This is a genomic window from Metaclostridioides mangenotii, assembly GCF_017873185.1.
Taxonomy (GTDB): domain Bacteria; phylum Bacillota; class Clostridia; order Peptostreptococcales; family Peptostreptococcaceae; genus Metaclostridioides; species Metaclostridioides mangenotii.
In genome coordinates, this window is the sequence record NZ_JAGGJX010000001.1 from 90,012 (window position 1) to 106,824 (window position 16,813).

The window sequence follows — 16,813 nt, forward strand, 5'->3', positions numbered from 1 at the left end:
TATGATTAAATATATAACTTTAAATGATGGACAAGAAGTAAAAATTGATACAGGCATTACTCTTAATGCCTTTTTAAAAGCTCAGGAGCAAGGATATTTCTCAAAAAATATATTATCAGCAATGATGGGGATAGTAACTAGCAGTGGTGTCCCATCTGATGCTATTAAGGGAATAAGTGATACTGATATGCTAAATGCTCCGTATATAGCATATTTAAACGCTAATCCAAATGGTATGAGCAAAGAAGAATTTGACAGCAAAATTCCAATTGATATAGAACTTTGTATGGAAATAATTATGGAAATATTATCGGGAAATATAAAATCTAAGCCGCAATTAGCGCAGAATTTCCAACAATCAACTAAATCTAAAAATAAGTCGAAAAAAAAGTACCAAAACTCGAAATAAATTGTGTTGAAGATAGTTATTCGATATACGCATATTTTTTCAACTTAGGTACCGATATTTGGGATATACCAATATCAAGATTAAATAGACTGATGATTAATAAAATAGCAATAGAAAGCTGGAGAAATAGCAGTGATGAGTAAAAGAAGGATAACCAGTCCTTCTTTTTTTTATGTCTAAAATCGAAAGAAGGTGAGAAATATGGCAAATCCTGAAATTAAAGTTCAATATACTTTAGTAAACAAACAGTTTAATTCTGAGATATCTAGTATAAATAAAGCTATTTCAACTTTAAATAAATCTTTTGCAGTACAACGAGAACAGATGAAAAACACATCTACAGATACGCAAAAACTTGAAGCTGAAATATCTAAACTTGAAAAACAATATGAACTTGCTAAACAGAAAACTGAAGCTACTGCGCAGGCTTTTGAAAACGCTAAGAGAACAATGGGTGAAAACTCAGAGGAAGCAAGAAAATGGGGAGACAAACTTCTAGTTGCACAAAAGAATGAGGAACAATTAAAAAATGCTATAACTGAAACTAATGTAAAGCTTGAGGATGCAAAACAAAAACAAAGCCAACTTACAGCTGAACAACAAAGGGCAAATGAGATTTCAGAGCAAAGAAAAAATAAGTTAAAAGAACTGAAATCAGAAGAGGAACAACTAAAAAACACCTCGGAAAAATTAAGTAAAGAGTATGAACTTCAAGTTAAAAGTCTTGGTAATAATGCAAGTGCCTCTGATCAATTGAAAGCTAGACAAGAGTACTTACAAAAGGCTATGGAGAATTCAGCTAAACAAGTGGAGAACCTTGAAAAACAACTTGAGTTAGCTAAGTCTGAGTATGGAGAAAGTTCAGAAGAAGTAAATAAACTTGAACAGGAACTATTAGATGCTAGAATTGCAGCGCAGGATTTTGCGAATGAGTATGCTGATGCTGGTAATAAAGTCAAACAAGCTTCAGATAAACTACTAGCTGCAGGTGATAAATTAAAAGGTGTCGGAAAAACACTTACAACGCATGTATCACTACCATTGGTAGCACTAGGTGGTGGAGCAATTAAGGCTGCTTCGGATTTTGATAGTGCGTTTACTGGTGTAAAGAAAACAGTGGACGAAGTTGTAGACGCTAACGGGAAAACTATAATATCTTATAAAGATCTTGAAAAAGGTATAAGAGATATGGCCAAAGAAATTCCAGCAAGTACTACCGAAATCTCAGCGGTTGCTGAAGCGGCTGGACAGCTAGGTATTGAAACTGAAAATGTACTTGGCTTTACAAGGGTAATGGTAGATATGGGTGTAGCTACAAATCTATCTAGCGAAGAAGCTGCAATGTCTCTTGCTAAATTAGCAGCGATCACCGACATGCCGCAAAAGAGCTTTAGTAATCTAGCATCAAGTATCGTTGCACTTGGAAATGATTCAAAAACAACTGAAGCTGATATTGTCGCAATGTCGCTTAGACTTGCTGGTACAGGAAAACAAGCAAACATGAGTGAGGCTGACATCATAGGTATTTCAGCTGCTATGAGTTCTCTCGGAATAAATGCTGAAGCCGGGGGCGGAAGTATGTCTCGTGTTATGCAGAAAATAAACTCTGATGTTATGAGTGGTGGAGGTAATCTAGAAAAGTTTGCAAAAACAGCTGGTATGAGTTCGAGTGAATTCCAAAAAGCTTGGAAGGAAGATGCTGCTGGTGCTTTAGTAGAATTTGTAAAAGGTTTAGGGAAAGCAAAAGAATCAGGAGAAGATGTCACAGGTGCTTTAAAGAAGATGGGCATTACATCAACTCAAGAAGTAGATACAATGTTAAGACTATCTGGGGCTGGAGAATTATTAAGTAAATCGCTTAAAACATCAGCCGATGGGTGGAAAGAAAATACTGCATTAACTGAAGAAGCAGAAAAGAGATATGAATCGTTTGAAGGGCAACTCAAAACTTTAAAAAACAAATTAATGGATATTGCTGTTGATATTGGTGGCCCACTTATGGAAGCTATGAATAAAGCCTTTGATGCAGCGCAACCATTCTTACAAGTAATAGCCGATCTAGCTAAAAAATTTGCTGAAGCTAGTCCAGAAACACAAAAGTTAATCTTGGTTATAGGTGGGATCGTAATAGCTATTGGACCAGTACTTACAGTAATTGGTAGCTTACTTGGTGTACTTGGAACACTCACCGGAGCATGGGCTGTTGCTTTCAAGGGTGCAACAGCTGTTACCCCAGCCATAAATGGACTAAGTAAAGTATTTTAATCTGTTAGTAAAATACCTGGAGGCGTTACCAAAGTTGGAACGGCTTTTACTAAGTTAAAAGGGGTAACTAGTTCAGCATGGGGTGCAATTAGCGGTATAGTAAGCCTGAGGTCCTTAGCTATTCTTGGAGCCATAGGTGCTATTATTTTCATAGGATATGAGATCTATAAACATTGGGACGAGATAAAAGAGTTCTTCTCTAAGACTTGGACAGCTATCTCTGATTCAGCCAAGGAAATATGGGGTGGAATCAAAGACACTGTTGGTGGTGCGTGGGATGGAGTTAAAGAGGGTGCAACATCTAAGTGGAATGATATCACAGGAGTAATAAAGAAAAAGTGGACAGCATTTGAAGACCATACTAGAAACTTCTGGGGTGGTGTAGGTTATGCAATTGCAGACACATGGACAGCAACAAAGGATAAGGCTTCAGAGATATGGACAGGAGTTTCAGATGCAATCAAGACAGTTTCAGAGCCAGTTGGGGATTGGTTGAAACAAAACTGGGAAGACACTAAGTATGTGCTTAATGATGTTTGGGAAGGTATAAAGATAATGGCTTCCAATGCTTGGGAGAACATTAAGAAGGTTATAGAGGTTCCAATGTCTTTAATCAGTTCTATCCTTGAAGGTATCTTCTTGTTGGTTAAGATGGGACTTGGGATAGCTTGGGATGGTATCAAGATTCTTGCTGGTAAAGCTTGGGAACAAATAAAGGAGCATATAGTTAAACCTATTACTGATGCAAAGGATGCAGTTGTATCTAAGGCACAGGAGATAGGAACAGCTATAAGTGAGAAGTGGGAAGTTGTAAAACAGAAAACAAGTGAAGCATGGGGAGTAGTTAAGCAACATGTAGTAGACAACATGACAAAGACTTGGAATCATGTTACAACAAAAGCACAAGAGATAGCTACAAACATATCACAGAAGTGGGATACTATCAAACAGAAAACTGGTGAAGCTTGGACAAAGGTTAAAGATGAAGTTGGGCAAAAGATAAATCAAACTAAGGAAGCACTAGCACCAGTTGTTGAATCTATTAGGCAAAACATATCTGACAAGTGGGATAAGATAAGAGGCAAGACAAAAGAATCTTATGAGAATATTAAGCAGACAGCCACTTCTAATATGAATCAAGCAAAAGACCAAGTATCAAACACAGCACAAACTCTTTCACAGAACATCAGTAATGCTTGGGATAAGATAAAGAGTCATACATCAAAAGCATGGCAACAAGTCAAGGAGTTCATGATGAGACCTATTAAAAATGCTTATGATTGGATAGTTGATAAGATGAATAAATTGAAGAACTTCTTCAGTAACTTGAAACTTAAAATACCTTCACCAACAATGCCCAAATTACCACACTTCAGCTTAAAGAAGTCACAGGCTACAGTATTCGGTCAGACATATGAGTATCCATCAGGTTTCAATGTTAACTGGTATAAAAAAGGTGGTATATTCGGTGGAGCATCTGTTATAGGGGTTGGCGAAGCCGGAAAAGAGGCAGTTCTTCCTTTAGAGGGAAGTCATATGCAACCATTTGCAAAAGCCTTAGCCAGTCAAATGGATATGAGTAAACAAATGGAATCTTATGCAAATAATCAAAATTATGCTCATATCGTTATGTATAACACTATAACTAATGATGCAGATGGAAACAAACTTATTAATAAAGTAGATAAATGGCTTGGAAACAAAGGATTTGAAACTAATTATGCAGTAGGAAGGGGGTAGATTATGCTACATTTAATTGTAGACGGAAAAAGTTCAATAGAATACAGCTTGTCTATATATGAAAGACCCAATATACCTACTCCCAAAATGAGAGTAGAGGGAATTGAAGTTGATGGTCGAGATGGATCTTTAACAAGAAAAAAAGGATATTCAAATATAGATATAGAGGTAGAACTAAATATACTAGAAGATATATTAAAACCACGTCTTAGACAAATTAAGGCGTGGTTACTTAATGCAAAGAAGATATGTTTTTCTGATGATTATGAGTATTTCTATAAAGTTAAAAATGTAGAAATAGATGACATAGAAAATGAGATAGATTGTTATGGAAAATTTACGGTTAAATTTAATTGTGATCCATTTATTTATTCTAATAATGGTGAGATTATTAACGCTTTACAAGGAAATAAAATATTGAACTTAGGGACCTATGAGAGTAGACCATACTTTAAATTAACAGGAAAAGGGAATATTTATTTCACCTTAAATAATAAGAGAGTAGACATAAAGGGTGTTAGTGATTATGTAGAAATCGACTCAGAAACCTTTACGTGTACAAGAGGTAGTTTAAATATGTTATCACAGATGCAAGGTGATTTTCCAGTGTTAAACCCAGAAGAAAATAATATTACATTAGGCAACTGTACACTTGAATACATGACAAGGGAGAGATATCTATGATTAAAGTATTTAATAAATTTGAAAAAGAATTCAATAATAATGGACTCCAGATACTCGATGATTATATTGTTGATCCTGAAGTGTATGAGGTCTTAAATGGTATTTATTCACTAACTTTTAAATACCCTATATTTTGTACTAAACATTTAGAAGAAGAAAATATAATAACAGCATACACTCCTAAAAATGAAGATCAACCCTTTAGGATATCCAAGATTAATAAAGAACTTGGATTTTATAATGTTACAGCATATCATATTTTTTATGACTTAGCTGACAACTTAATAGAGGATATTAATATTGTTACTCACTCAGGCACTAACGCTATTGAAAAAATAAGTAACGGAACTCAATACTCACACCCATTTAAAATGTTCTCTGATATTAATAAAACTGCTAATTGTAGAATTGTAAGATATAACGTTGTTCAAGCAATACTAGATAGTTCTCAAGATAATACATTCATTTCTAGATGGGGTGGGGAGATTGAAAGAGATAGTTACAATATCACAATGCGCAAAAGATTAGGGACTAATAGAGGGACTCAGATAAGATATAAGAAAAATCTAATCGGTTATGAAGCAGATATTGATTATACTCAGATTGCTACAAAGATTATGCCAAAAGGTTTTGATGGACTATTATTACCTGAAAAATATGTTGATAGTGAAAACATAAATTATTATCCACATCCGAAAATACGAATCATTGAATACGGAGACATCAAAGCTATTAAAGAGGATGATGAAAATTCTAGTATAGATGAAGGGGCTGTTCCAATAGACGAGGCATACCAGTTGTTAAGAGAAGCAGCTAGAAGAGAATATGAAGAAAATCATATTGATATTCCACAGGCAAATTATAAAGTTGACTTTGTAGAATTATCTAGTACTGAGGAATATAAAAACATACAAGTCCTTGAAAAAGTATATTTAGGGGATTCTGTAAAGGTTATACATGAAGACGAAAATTTAGATATTACAGCTAGAGTTATTAGTTATAAATATAATCCATTAAAAAGGAAATATACTGAAATAGAATTAGGTAACTATCAAAAGAGCTTTACTGACATTGTTGGAAAGTTAAATGACTTGCATGGCAAGGTTGATGATGTTGAGGGAAGTATGCTTGATCTTGCCAAAAATAATGCAACTGAATTAATAAATAATGGTTTTGGTGGGTTTGTAAGAATTCATCCAGATAGAATCTTAATAATGGATACAGAAGACGAAGGTACTGCTAAAAATGTTTGGCAATGGAATAAAAACGGCTTAGGATATTCAAGTACTGGTATTAATGGACCATACGGCTTGGCCATGACTAATGATGGTAGTATTGTGGCGGATTTCATAACTTCAGGAATATTAAATGCTAATATAATTAGAGCCGGTACAATTGATGGTAAAAACTTTAATCTAGATTTAGATTCTGGACTTATGCAGTTTGGAACAGGCGCAATTGATAGTGAGACTTTAACAGGAGATTTGAAAGAAGAACTTAAAGGCGAACAGGGACCACAAGGGATACCCGGTAAAGATGGAAGTCTGGCCGAATTACCTTCGGCACTTAAAGCATGGAATGATAATGCTACACAAATTAGTGGAGAGTATGTATATACTCCTGAATTATTTAGTGGGAGTGGTATCAATGGCAGCAAAACAGGAATTTATATAGGGGAGAGGCTTAAAGCTAAACAGGAAGATGAGTCAATTAATTACATACTATGGAGGTATAACAGGATTATATAATGGCGTTATAACTTCTCACTTTGGAGTAGACGGTAGTGGTTTTATAGGTAGATACCCAGACAATCGTATCACATGGGATAAATACGGCGGCATGACTATACCTGAAATAACTACAGATATGATTTATGGAGGTACTAATAAGAGGATAATTTTAGTTCCAGGATATGAGCCAGGAGAGAACGATGCTCCGAGCATAGATGCTAATCTTTACAACGGGGAAGATGCGATAAGGATTAAAGTTAATAGGTATATATATTTATTAATTCATAGTAGAGGAATTGCTTTTTATGGTACCGATGGTATATATTTAGCGGTGGACTCTTATAAATCTACCAATGGTAGAGTTGGGGAAACAACAATGTACGGTGAATTGCGAGTAAAAGGGTCAATTCATGCAAATAGCCACATATATACAGATGGAAACTTTTATTCACAAGGTAATTATGTTGGATCTGACTCACGTTTAAAAGAGAATATTAAATTTTTAGAACATAGTGACGTGTTGAGAAAAACAGATAGTTCGGTTGATAAAGATATAAAATACAGTGATTTGTATGATTTTATCAAAACAATGAATTTAGCAACTTACAATTTTAAAGATAATGATAAATCTCAAGTTTCACCCATTACACAAAATATAAAAAATGAGAAATTGAGAGATACAATAATTACAAAACATGACGGTTATGAACATATAAACCAGTATGCTTTTATTTCGGTTATAGCAGGGGCTTTAAAAGAAGAAATTACAAAAAGCGAAGAAAAAGATAAAAAGATAATAGAACTAGAAACGAGATTGGAAAAAATAGAGGAATTGCTTAACTTATAAAAGTTGACTTAATAGATGCTATTCTAAGGGGTTTAAAAGGTTAAGCTATATATTTATACTAACGAAAAAGTGAGACTATAAAATGGATCTCGCTTTTTTATATTATTAATAGAAAGGGTTTAATAACATGTTAAAAGAATTCGGAAGACACAAATATCAAATTAAAATGGGGGAGGGTTTTATACAGGATTGTTTTGCAGTCCAATACGATTCCAACAGTAGAGTATATGAATTTCAAATATTAGATACAGGCGGTGCAATTAGAGACGTATCAGGATTAAGTTTGCAACTAGTTGTAGCTGTAGGAAGTAAGGGTGTATTTGCGAATGGAACTATTCTTAATGCAAAAGAAGGTTTGTTTGAAGTGTCATTGAACTCTGACCAATTAAGCGAATACGGAAAACATGAAGCGCAAGTCAAATTGTTCGATTCTTCAGGAACTTTACAATCGCCAATTTTTGCTATTGATATAGGTAAAAGTATATTTACAGGAGCATCAGCAGGCACCAACATTGTTATAGATTATAAGAAGATCGAAGATGCAAGAAAAGTAGTTGAAGGTTGGGCATCTAATCCCGAACAGTTTAACGGTAAAGATGGCGCAGACGGCAAAGATGGCATAGATGGAAAAGACGGGGAAGATGGCAAGTCATTTAATATAAAAGATGTCCTTACATCAGTTGAAGAATTAGAAGAATTAAAAGGAACCGCTATGATTGGTGATAGTTATTTAATTAATGGCCATATTTATGTATTCTCAGAAAATACTAAAGATTTTAAAGATGCTGGAACGTACAAAGGTGATAAGGGAGAGCAAGGAGCACAAGGCGAAAAAGGTGAAAGAGGAGAACAGGGTATTCAAGGAATACAAGGACCAAAAGGAGATCAAGGAATTCAGGGGCTACAGGGTGAAAAAGGAGATGTCGGGAAGGATTTAGATATTATAGATGTTTTTGAATCATTAGAACAACTTCCCACTAATTTGAATGATGATAACTTTGGTGATTGTTATATAGTTGGTAAAGAACTGTATATATGGAGTTCTACAGGGTGGTTAAATTATGGTGAGTTAAGTGGTCCTGATGGTAAATCAGCATATGAAATAGCAAAAGAAAACGGATTTGAAGGTACTGAGTCTGAGTGGCTAGAATCTTTAAAAGGCGAGGGTGGCGGAGGTTCTGGCGGCTCAGTAAATCAAGTTACATTTGAAGGAGCTGACCAAAAAATCAACTTTGTAAACCCTGATAATCCAGAGCTAACATCTGTGTTTGACATATATCATAATTCAAATACTAGTAAAACCATAACAGTTAGACCGAACTCAAGAGATGTAAAATTAAATATTGGGGATGAAATAGGCGGTAGATATATTAATGATATCGTAACTAGCAATTTAATAGCTTATAATGCTCTTTCCTCCAATATTCTAAAAGCAATGAGTAATGCACTTGTTATTGCGTGTAACAAAAATATTTCAGGTAAATCATATATAAATTTTAGATTTGGTTCAAGCTCATCTGATCCGGTATTAGGTTTATCGGGTGAGTCAAAAGATGGTAAGTATCAAATAACTTTAAGTGGAAGTAGTTCTAATGATGCAACTCAAATTGGTACCGCAGATATTCCTTTCACAAACGGGTACTTTAAAAATAGTATAAATGTTACATCAGACAGAAATAAAAAAGAAAACATACATTATCTAGAAGATAAAGGCTCTAAATTAACACTAAAAGATTGCTACGATTATATGAAAAATGTATATAGACCAGCAACGTATAATTTAATTGATTCAAATAAATCTAATAAAAATATAGGTATAATTGCACAAGATAGTGAAAATAACAATGTCGGTGATTTAATAGTAGAAAAAATAGAAGAGCATTATACTCTAAATGAATATGCACATGCAACTGCAATAGGTGCAGCTTTGAAACAAGCTATTTTAGAAATAGAAATTTTAAAACAAGAAATAGAAAATTTGAAAGCGATATAAGTTAAATACAGAAACAGAATATAAGGAAATAACGAGCAAGGACTATACAAAGTAGAGTTCTTTTCCCTTTTATTGGTTTACTGTAGGCATTAGTTGGAGTAGGTATGGATATTTTCTTGCACATTGAGTATTTCATATTTTAGATTTTTAAACTATTAGTATTATGAAAAGATTTTAATGTTATGTTAATGATTAAATCGACAAAAAATGATATATTAAAAGAGTTAAAAATAGATTTTTTATAATAAGTTCGGATGTATTATGATGATACAGAAAATAACTAAAAGACGTTTTTATTTTATATGTGGAGCTGTGCTAATAGTTTCATTTTTAATTTTAGGGATAGGTGTTAATTTGAATGCTGGATGGTTAGAAGCATTTGATAATTTTGGAGATCAGGTTTTACGTTTATCAATTACTGATTTTAATACAAGTTTCTTTAAGATTATAACATCGTTCGGATCTATTGGTTTGATTGTAATGGTAACAGCTGTAGTATCAGGTGTATTGTGGTTGTCAAAAGAAAAAAACGCTGCTATTTGGCTTAGTGGCACGGTGATGGTTTGTGGAGGTGCCATTCCGTATTTATTTAAGTTAATTTTTAGAAGAGAAAGACCGATGTTTAAATTAATTCCAGAAACAGGATTTAGTTTTCCAAGTGGACATGCTTCTAGCTCAACTGTGCTTTATGGAGCATTAATTGTATTAGCTTTATTATTTATTAAAAAAACATGGAAGAAATACTTGACTGTTTCTCTTGCTGCTGTTTTGGTTATGATGATTATTTGTTCACGTGTATATTTAGGTGTACATTATCCAAGTGATGTTATCGGTGGATTATTATTAGGAAGTGGACAAGTATTAATTGCGACTGGAATCTATTTGAGTTATCAGTCTTTAAAGGCAAAACAAAATGAGGAAGAGGATAAAAATGATGAATAAGATACTGGCATTAAGTATATCTAAAGAAAGGGGATGTCTCAAAAAAAAATTGAGGCATCCCCTTTGTATCGAAGATTTATTTACAAATTGGTTGGAATTTTAATAGATTATGATGAAATTCCTGTTGAAAATGTGTTTTATTGATGGTACATGCTTACTTAAAGAAGCTATAAAAAGCGAAATTTTTGTAGAATATTGTTTTATTATGACGCATTTAAGGGAGATGTTCATATATTAATATTGTGAGAATTAAATGCTAATATCTCACAGTATACTAAAAATTATATTTATAATACTAAAAATATAATCTTTATAAAATTAGGGGATGTGTGTGTTTTATGAGATATTTTAATAATTACAGTCAGAACTACAACTGTATTGCATTCAAATTTTATAAAAATAACTAATTTATTTACTAATAAAAATAAAAAATGATATATAAGAACAAAAAATAAGATATTCTCAAAACTTGATTAAAGTCTTATCAATTTTGAGACAGCCTCTTATATATTTTTTTCAAAACAGTGATTGGAGATTGATATATGAATGTTTATTCAGAGAAAATAAGCACCGCTATAGGTGTTATAGGAACTGGCTTAACATGGGTACTTGGAACATGGGATATAGCAATAATAGTATTGGTAATGTTTATGTCCTTAGATTATATACTAGGGCTGTTAAAAGGCAAGGTTAATAACAACTTAAACAGTAAAACTGGTTTTAGAGGATTAGCTAAGAAGAGTGCAATATTTGTAGTATTAATAGTTGCGGTTTGCTTAGATAGGTTAATAGGTAATGGCACATGGATATTTAGAACGCTTGTGTGCTATTTTTATATAGCAAATGAGGGGCTTAGCATATTAGAAAATTGCAGTCAAATAGGTATTAAAGTGCCTGTTCAGATACAAAACGCTTTAGAACAATTAAGAGATAAGGAGGAATAGCATATGATTAAATTTAACAGCTTAGCAATACACGGTGGACATGGTTTAGATGGTAAACCCGGTTCTGGTGCAGTTGGTGTTGTATATAACGGATCTAATACCATTATTACAAAGGAAAGTACACAAGATAGATTAGTAGTTAAATATATAAAGGAATACGCAAAGCCCTATGTAGATAAAATATATGATTGTACTGTAGACAATGGTACAAGTCAAAATGATATATTAAATAAATTAGTGGCCAAGCATAATGAAGTAAATGCAGATATAAATTTAAGTATACATTTTAATAGTGGGGCAAAAGATGAAAGAGGAAATGGTCGTACAACAGGAGTAGAAGTACTTGTCTATAATCCTAAAACTAGTAACCCAGAGGCAGATAGAATATGCAATAGCATAGAAAGACTAGGATTTAAAAATAGAAAACTAAAAGATGGAAGCGGTAAAGCAGTTATAAGAAAAACTAAAAAGAAAATGTTACTTATTGAATGTTGCTTCCTTGATGATTTGGACGATATAAAATTGTATGATGCTAAAAGTATGGCGAAGGCAATTGTAGAGGGGCTATTTGATGTTAAGATAGGCGAAGATGTTGCAACTCCGCCAGTTCCGCAGACATATGAAAATGCAATAATATATAGTGGAGATAGAGACAAGGCAGTAGCTATTATAATGAAGGAATTTCTCCCTAATTCAATTATAGTAGATATAGTAGACTACAAGAGTTACATGTGTAGAAATGCTTACGCTATAGGTGGAGGAGCATCTAAGGGTTTAGAGAAGTTCCCAGACAATGTGACTAAGTTTGTTGGTAATGATTTTAAAGAGACATATAGATTGGTTGTTGGGTGGTTGGAAGGTAAAAAATATATGTAGATAGTAAACAAGGGTAGCAAAACGCTACCCCATAGTTTATATTAATTTAAGCTTTGAGTATATAATGCAATTCAAACTATTCCCTAATACATATGTTGTTAAATGAATTCCCTAAGTTTGTAATGCTTAAATGTCCTCTATTACATTTAAAATATGAGTACATTTCATGTACAGAAGAAGACTTCGCTTTACAATAAGTAATGATATCACTATTTTCAATATCAACATACTCTGAATTTGATGATAAAAATCTATCATAAGTAATATTAATAAGTTCTAGTCTTTGTAGATTTTCTAGAGATACCTGATACTGTACAACATTTGACAGGTTCATCCCATATATAGGATTAATTATATGTTTGACCCAATCTATACCTGATTCATCAGATGCTGATTCTTGCACCCTTGCCTTTACAATTCCAAACCTTGCCACACCTGTATCTGCAAGTTTTTTTAATAAAATAGCATCAAGTGGAGATAGTTGTTTTACTATCTCAACAAAAGCAGGGTGAACAGTATCTTTAGTATCTAGGTTCATTGATTTTGCAATTAAATTTGCATAAAGATTTCTAAGTTCATCATTATTCATAGAGTATGAAATAGCTTGTAATGCAGGAACCGCGACATAAGGTTCTGGTGAAACAATTTTCTCGGGTGAAAGATTTTCTAATTTATAAGCGAGAAGTTTTTCAGTCTTAGCCAAATTATACTCCTTATAAGATATCCATTGTCTTAATGGAACTAGCGCTGCATTTATAGCTTTAGGGATAATGCTTATTGTTTTACCTGTTTCTTTAGCTGTAGGCTGAACTACATCATCATAAAGCTCTGGTGCTACTGCTAAAATTTTTCCAGTAGCACCTAAAGCATCAAGTTCTTCACTAATTTTAATCACAACCTTCCAAAATTTAACATTTTTATATACTTTTATTATAGCATAAAGACAATTATTTTTTTATATAACATTTTATTCCAATTAAGAAGTACCTTCTGGAAACGAAGATGCTGTATGGATAGAGCCTACCTTAGTTGCTACAGTTGAGTATATGCCGAATGATCGAGGCTCATTAAGACAAGCTGTTTTAAAAGGTATTAGAGAAGATAAGTTACCATATGAATGTAAAGAGTAAATAAGAGTAGAGTAGTGTAATAGCTACTCTATTTTTTGTTTAGAGTGCCTTTGTTCAAATTTGCCAGTTATGGTAAAAAAATGACCAGTTATGTCATTTAAATGACCAGTTATGTTTTTTTGTAGATTTACAAAGATTTATATAATAATATTTAGAATGAGTGATATCTAAGGACTAAAAAGGTATTCCTGAGATTATTACTTAAATATTAAAATTACATATGCATTATTGCACATAACAAGAAAGAAGAGGTAATAAAAATGAATAAAAAAGCAAAGAAATTTATTTCTTTAACGATGGCATCATTTTTAATAGCAACTACGTTTGTTACAAATTCGTTTGCTATAAGTGCAGATGAATACGAGCAAGTAAATATTAATGAAGATCAAATTTATATTGATTCTGAATATGAAGATAATATTCCAATAGGAACAGAAATATCTTTTACTGATGAAGAACTTGAAGCTTTACTTAGAGAGCAAGGTGTTTCAGAAGATATTCTTAAAATTTATCACCAGTCAGAAGATAAGCTAGAAGATAAACGTATGTATAGATCTGCAAAAGCAGCAACAAAGAAAAATAAAATCGTCAAAGTGAAGAATGGGTACGATATCTATTTAACAAAAAAAACAATAGATGTTTTAAGGACAGGTGGAACCACTGCCGTAGTAGGTTTTATAACTTTATACCTTCCAGGTTTAGGAAGGGTAGTGGTTAACTCTATAGCTGCTATGATAAATAAAGCTCTTCCTGGTGCTAAAACAGGTAAAATATTTAAAATAAGAGAGACAAAATTACCTGGAAATAAAGTTACGTATCATTTGTATAAGGTGGTTAATTATTAATGTTTTCTCGTAATGATATTATTAGTATTATGTTGCCAATTATAGCTACTATAATAGCGAGTTATCTTTCTGCTAAAAAAAAGAGAAGCTTAGGTTATGGGCTTGTATTTGGAATAATAACATTGGTTGTATCTAGTTTTATATATTATATATTATATGTTGAATAGGATTTTATTGCAGAACTATACATAATCGACTTTTTAAATACGTTTTAAAGCAGTAATTTAGAATAAAGAAAAGCCTAGAGTTTTAATCTAGGCTTTTCTTTTGCATAGTTATTTTATTGCCTTCAAAAGTGACCTCGACTTCTCGATTTTCTTCATCAATTCCCATTTCTTTAATCCATGTTATTGGTAGAGTTATTTTTGTAGTAGTAGAGCCTGAGCCACTTTTACTAAATAACACTTTTAAAATCCTTGAGTTTTTCATAATTAATCTCCTTTTCTGAATACTACTTTAGCCATTCGATATACTAAGAATATAGAACCAATTAAAAAGATAGTATTTACAATTAATTTTAACATTGTCTTATAAGTGGTTTTCATTTATAATTTAGGTAAGGAAGGGGCTAAGCCCCTAACCTTACCTTAGGCTATCTCTTACCAGTTTTAGGACTGCTAGTAGAGTGCCGATGTTAAGTGTGAGCTTGATGAGTGCCGAAATCACTTCGTCAAGCTCTTTTATTATTCCAACCACTTTTTCACCTCCCTTCTATACTTATATTATACAATAACGGTACGTTATTGTCAATAATTTCCAGTAAATAATATAAATAATTTGGAAGAAAAATAGAAGGTAAGTACTTCATTTTTGATTAGATAATTTATTACTGTTAACACTATCTATAGAGGTGATAGTATGGATATATTCGATGAAAAAGGAATCAAACCAATGTTAATAGCAGAGATGCAGGAGGCGTTTGACTCTCCAGATTACATCTATGAATTAAAGTTTGATGGAATTAGATGTATAGCATATTTAGATAAAGATAGTACAGATTTAAGGAATAAGAGAGATTTTAAGCTAATACCAAGGTTTCCAGAGCTAGACCAGTTACATAGATATGTTAATGAAAAATGTATTTTAGATGGAGAACTTGTTGCAATGAAAAATGGAGTACCGGACTTTTACGAATTGCAAAGAAGAACATTACTTTCAGATCCTTTTAAAATGCAACTAGCAGGCAAGAAGTATCCAGTATCTTTTATAGCATACGATATAATCTATTATAAGGATAAGTTAGTTACAGATTTACCTTTAATAGAACGAAAGAAATTACTAGAGAAGACTATAAATGAAATGGATAGATTTGCGATATCTAGATATATAGAAACTAACGGAAAAGCATTATATCAAGTAGCTGAACAACAGAAACTTGAAGGGATAGTTGCAAAGCATAAAGATAGTAAATACTGGTTTGATAAAAAGAGTAGAGACTGGATTAAAATAAAATACATGAAGGATGAAGATTTTGTCGTGTGCGGTTATATATTAAAAGAGAACAACATGACTAGTCTAGTAATAGCCCAGTATAATGATGAAAACGAATTAATATATAAAGGACACGTTACATTAGGTGTAAGCCTTAGAAAGTTAAATCAGTATAAATATAAAAAAGCTAGTGATCCACCTATTAAGTACGTGCCAAGTGGATCAAATAATGAGGGTACTGTATGGTTAGAACCGACACTTGTATGTACTGTAGAGTATATGCCGAATGATAGAGGATCATTAAGACAACCAGTATTAAAAGGTATTAGAGAAGATAAATCGCCTACAGAATGTAGAGAATATCAAAGAGGGTAGCTTAATAGCTACCCCTTTTTTATATACAGTACTTATTTATTGTAAAAAATTCTTCTACTGTAACATCTTATTACTTAATGTCAAGTATTTATGTTTGCGATAAATAGTGACGCAATGTGTTTCATATTATTAGCAATGGGTATTTTACATTTAACAACGAAATTCTTAATATATATATTATTGTTGCAAATAAAGACGAATCTATAGATCGCAAATTATTATTCTTAATGAATAACAAGGAGTGAGTCGAAATCGATGATAAATTTATTAACAAAGTAGACCAGAATTCTTTTCCAATTGATGTAGTTTTTCATAATGATAGCTGTTGCAGTATTCACTGTCATAAAGAACTAGAGTTTATTTTAGTTATAGAAGGAAGTATAAAAGTAAATATCAGGAAAGAAACAAGCGTTCTCAAAGAAGATGATTTTATATTAATAAGTGGGAATGAAACTCATTCGATTTTGAGTTTAAGTAAAAACAAATATGTATCTATTAAAATTAATGTTAATGCATTAATAAAACACCTCCCAAACTTTAGTCACATCTATTTTAAATGTAACTCTGTTTTTGAGAATGATAATAATAAGTATATATATGAT

Annotated in this window: 15 protein-coding genes and 2 pseudogenes; 15 read left to right on the forward strand and 2 right to left on the reverse strand. The window is 32.4% G+C overall.

All coding sequences use genetic code 11. The features are described from left to right. Position 1: 1 nt before the first annotated feature. The 10 genes from J2Z43_RS00535 to J2Z43_RS00580 all read left to right on the forward strand — a co-directional run bounded on the left by J2Z43_RS00535 (position 2) and on the right by J2Z43_RS00580 (position 12,430). Complete coding sequence (locus J2Z43_RS00535) at positions 2–409, forward strand: hypothetical protein (protein ID WP_209455378.1); 408 nt, start codon at positions 2–4, stop codon at positions 407–409. Between the two features lie 201 nt (positions 410–610). After that, positions 611–2,674: a phage tail tape measure protein gene (locus J2Z43_RS00540; protein WP_209455379.1), complete on the forward strand. Its 2,064-nt coding sequence runs from the start codon at positions 611–613 to the stop codon at positions 2,672–2,674. A gap of 492 nt (positions 2,675–3,166) precedes the next feature. After that, a complete protein-coding gene (locus J2Z43_RS00545) occupies positions 3,167–4,414 on the forward strand; it encodes a phage tail protein (protein WP_209455380.1) in 1,248 nt (415 codons plus the stop codon). 3 nt (positions 4,415–4,417) lie between these two features. Continuing rightward, positions 4,418–5,098 carry a distal tail protein Dit gene (locus tag J2Z43_RS00550; RefSeq protein WP_209455381.1) on the forward strand — a complete coding sequence of 227 codons (681 nt, stop codon included), beginning with the start codon at positions 4,418–4,420 and terminating at the stop codon, positions 5,096–5,098. Positions 5,099–5,178: 80 nt separating this feature from the next. Continuing rightward, positions 5,179–6,846 carry a phage tail spike protein gene (locus tag J2Z43_RS00555; RefSeq protein WP_209455382.1) on the forward strand — a complete coding sequence of 556 codons (1,668 nt, stop codon included), beginning with the start codon at positions 5,179–5,181 and terminating at the stop codon, positions 6,844–6,846. Continuing rightward, positions 6,800–7,675: a tail fiber domain-containing protein gene (locus J2Z43_RS00560; protein ID WP_209455383.1), complete on the forward strand. Its 876-nt coding sequence runs from the start codon at positions 6,800–6,802 to the stop codon at positions 7,673–7,675. Before J2Z43_RS00555 ends, J2Z43_RS00560 begins: the two co-directional genes overlap by 47 nt. Before the next feature lie 127 nt (positions 7,676–7,802). Continuing rightward, positions 7,803–9,668 carry a BppU family phage baseplate upper protein gene (locus J2Z43_RS00565; RefSeq protein WP_209455384.1) on the forward strand — a complete coding sequence of 622 codons (1,866 nt, stop codon included), beginning with the start codon at positions 7,803–7,805 and terminating at the stop codon, positions 9,666–9,668. Positions 9,669–9,929: 261 nt separating this feature from the next. Next, positions 9,930–10,610, forward strand: coding sequence for a phosphatase PAP2 family protein (locus J2Z43_RS00570; RefSeq protein ID WP_209455385.1), 681 nt, complete (start codon positions 9,930–9,932; stop codon positions 10,608–10,610). Positions 10,611–11,152: 542 nt separating this feature from the next. Next, positions 11,153–11,554 carry a phage holin family protein gene (locus J2Z43_RS00575; RefSeq protein WP_209455386.1) on the forward strand — a complete coding sequence of 134 codons (402 nt, stop codon included), beginning with the start codon at positions 11,153–11,155 and terminating at the stop codon, positions 11,552–11,554. 3 nt (positions 11,555–11,557) lie between these two features. Beyond that, positions 11,558–12,430, forward strand: a complete 873-nt coding sequence (locus tag J2Z43_RS00580) for an N-acetylmuramoyl-L-alanine amidase (protein ID WP_209455387.1) — start codon at positions 11,558–11,560, stop codon at positions 12,428–12,430. A gap of 76 nt (positions 12,431–12,506) precedes the next feature. Here J2Z43_RS00580 and J2Z43_RS00585 read toward each other — a convergent pair whose 3' ends face one another. Then, positions 12,507–13,325: a DUF4393 domain-containing protein gene (locus J2Z43_RS00585; protein WP_209455388.1), complete on the reverse strand. Its 819-nt coding sequence runs from the start codon at positions 13,323–13,325 to the stop codon at positions 12,507–12,509. Positions 13,326–13,437: 112 nt separating this feature from the next. On the opposite strand from J2Z43_RS00585, the pseudogene J2Z43_RS15365 reads away from it, so the two are divergent. From J2Z43_RS15365 to J2Z43_RS00600, 3 genes and pseudogenes are all read left to right on the forward strand, one after another. Further along, positions 13,438–13,560, forward strand: a pseudogene (locus J2Z43_RS15365) (ATP dependent DNA ligase); the annotation flags it as partial. A gap of 260 nt (positions 13,561–13,820) precedes the next feature. Further along, a complete protein-coding gene (locus J2Z43_RS00595) occupies positions 13,821–14,405 on the forward strand; it encodes a hypothetical protein (RefSeq protein ID WP_209455389.1) in 585 nt (194 codons plus the stop codon). Then, positions 14,405–14,572, forward strand: a complete 168-nt coding sequence (locus J2Z43_RS00600) for a hypothetical protein (protein WP_209455390.1) — start codon at positions 14,405–14,407, stop codon at positions 14,570–14,572. The genes J2Z43_RS00595 and J2Z43_RS00600 overlap by 1 nt, the downstream gene beginning before the upstream one ends. 82 nt (positions 14,573–14,654) lie before the next feature. On the opposite strand, the gene J2Z43_RS00605 is transcribed toward J2Z43_RS00600, so the two are convergent. Further along, positions 14,655–14,834: an AbrB/MazE/SpoVT family DNA-binding domain-containing protein gene (locus tag J2Z43_RS00605; protein ID WP_209455391.1), complete on the reverse strand. Its 180-nt coding sequence runs from the start codon at positions 14,832–14,834 to the stop codon at positions 14,655–14,657. Positions 14,835–15,263: 429 nt separating this feature from the next. Here J2Z43_RS00605 and J2Z43_RS00610 point away from each other — a divergent pair, with 429 nt between their 5' ends. Further along, positions 15,264–16,211: an ATP-dependent DNA ligase gene (locus tag J2Z43_RS00610; RefSeq protein WP_209455392.1), complete on the forward strand. Its 948-nt coding sequence runs from the start codon at positions 15,264–15,266 to the stop codon at positions 16,209–16,211. A 296-nt stretch (positions 16,212–16,507) separates the two neighbouring features. Beyond that, positions 16,508–16,675: pseudogene (locus tag J2Z43_RS15370) on the forward strand (cupin domain-containing protein); the annotation flags it as partial. Positions 16,676–16,813: the final 138 nt, after the last annotated feature.

Coding starts and splice junctions, on each gene's coding strand:
- J2Z43_RS00535 (WP_209455378.1), top strand. CDS start 2: ATGATTAAATATATAACTTTAAATGATGGACAAGAAGTAAAAATTGAT.
- J2Z43_RS00540 (WP_209455379.1), top strand. CDS start 611: ATGGCAAATCCTGAAATTAAAGTTCAATATACTTTAGTAAACAAACAG.
- J2Z43_RS00550 (WP_209455381.1), top strand. CDS start 4,418: ATGCTACATTTAATTGTAGACGGAAAAAGTTCAATAGAATACAGCTTG.
- J2Z43_RS00560 (WP_209455383.1), top strand. CDS start 6,800: ATGAGTCAATTAATTACATACTATGGAGGTATAACAGGATTATATAAT.
- J2Z43_RS00565 (WP_209455384.1), top strand. CDS start 7,803: ATGTTAAAAGAATTCGGAAGACACAAATATCAAATTAAAATGGGGGAG.
- J2Z43_RS00570 (WP_209455385.1), top strand. CDS start 9,930: ATGATGATACAGAAAATAACTAAAAGACGTTTTTATTTTATATGTGGA.
- J2Z43_RS00575 (WP_209455386.1), top strand. CDS start 11,153: ATGAATGTTTATTCAGAGAAAATAAGCACCGCTATAGGTGTTATAGGA.
- J2Z43_RS00580 (WP_209455387.1), top strand. CDS start 11,558: ATGATTAAATTTAACAGCTTAGCAATACACGGTGGACATGGTTTAGAT.
- J2Z43_RS00595 (WP_209455389.1), top strand. CDS start 13,821: ATGAATAAAAAAGCAAAGAAATTTATTTCTTTAACGATGGCATCATTT.
- J2Z43_RS00600 (WP_209455390.1), top strand. CDS start 14,405: ATGTTTTCTCGTAATGATATTATTAGTATTATGTTGCCAATTATAGCT.
- J2Z43_RS00605 (WP_209455391.1), bottom strand. CDS start 14,834: ATGAAAAACTCAAGGATTTTAAAAGTGTTATTTAGTAAAAGTGGCTCA.
- J2Z43_RS00610 (WP_209455392.1), top strand. CDS start 15,264: ATGGATATATTCGATGAAAAAGGAATCAAACCAATGTTAATAGCAGAG.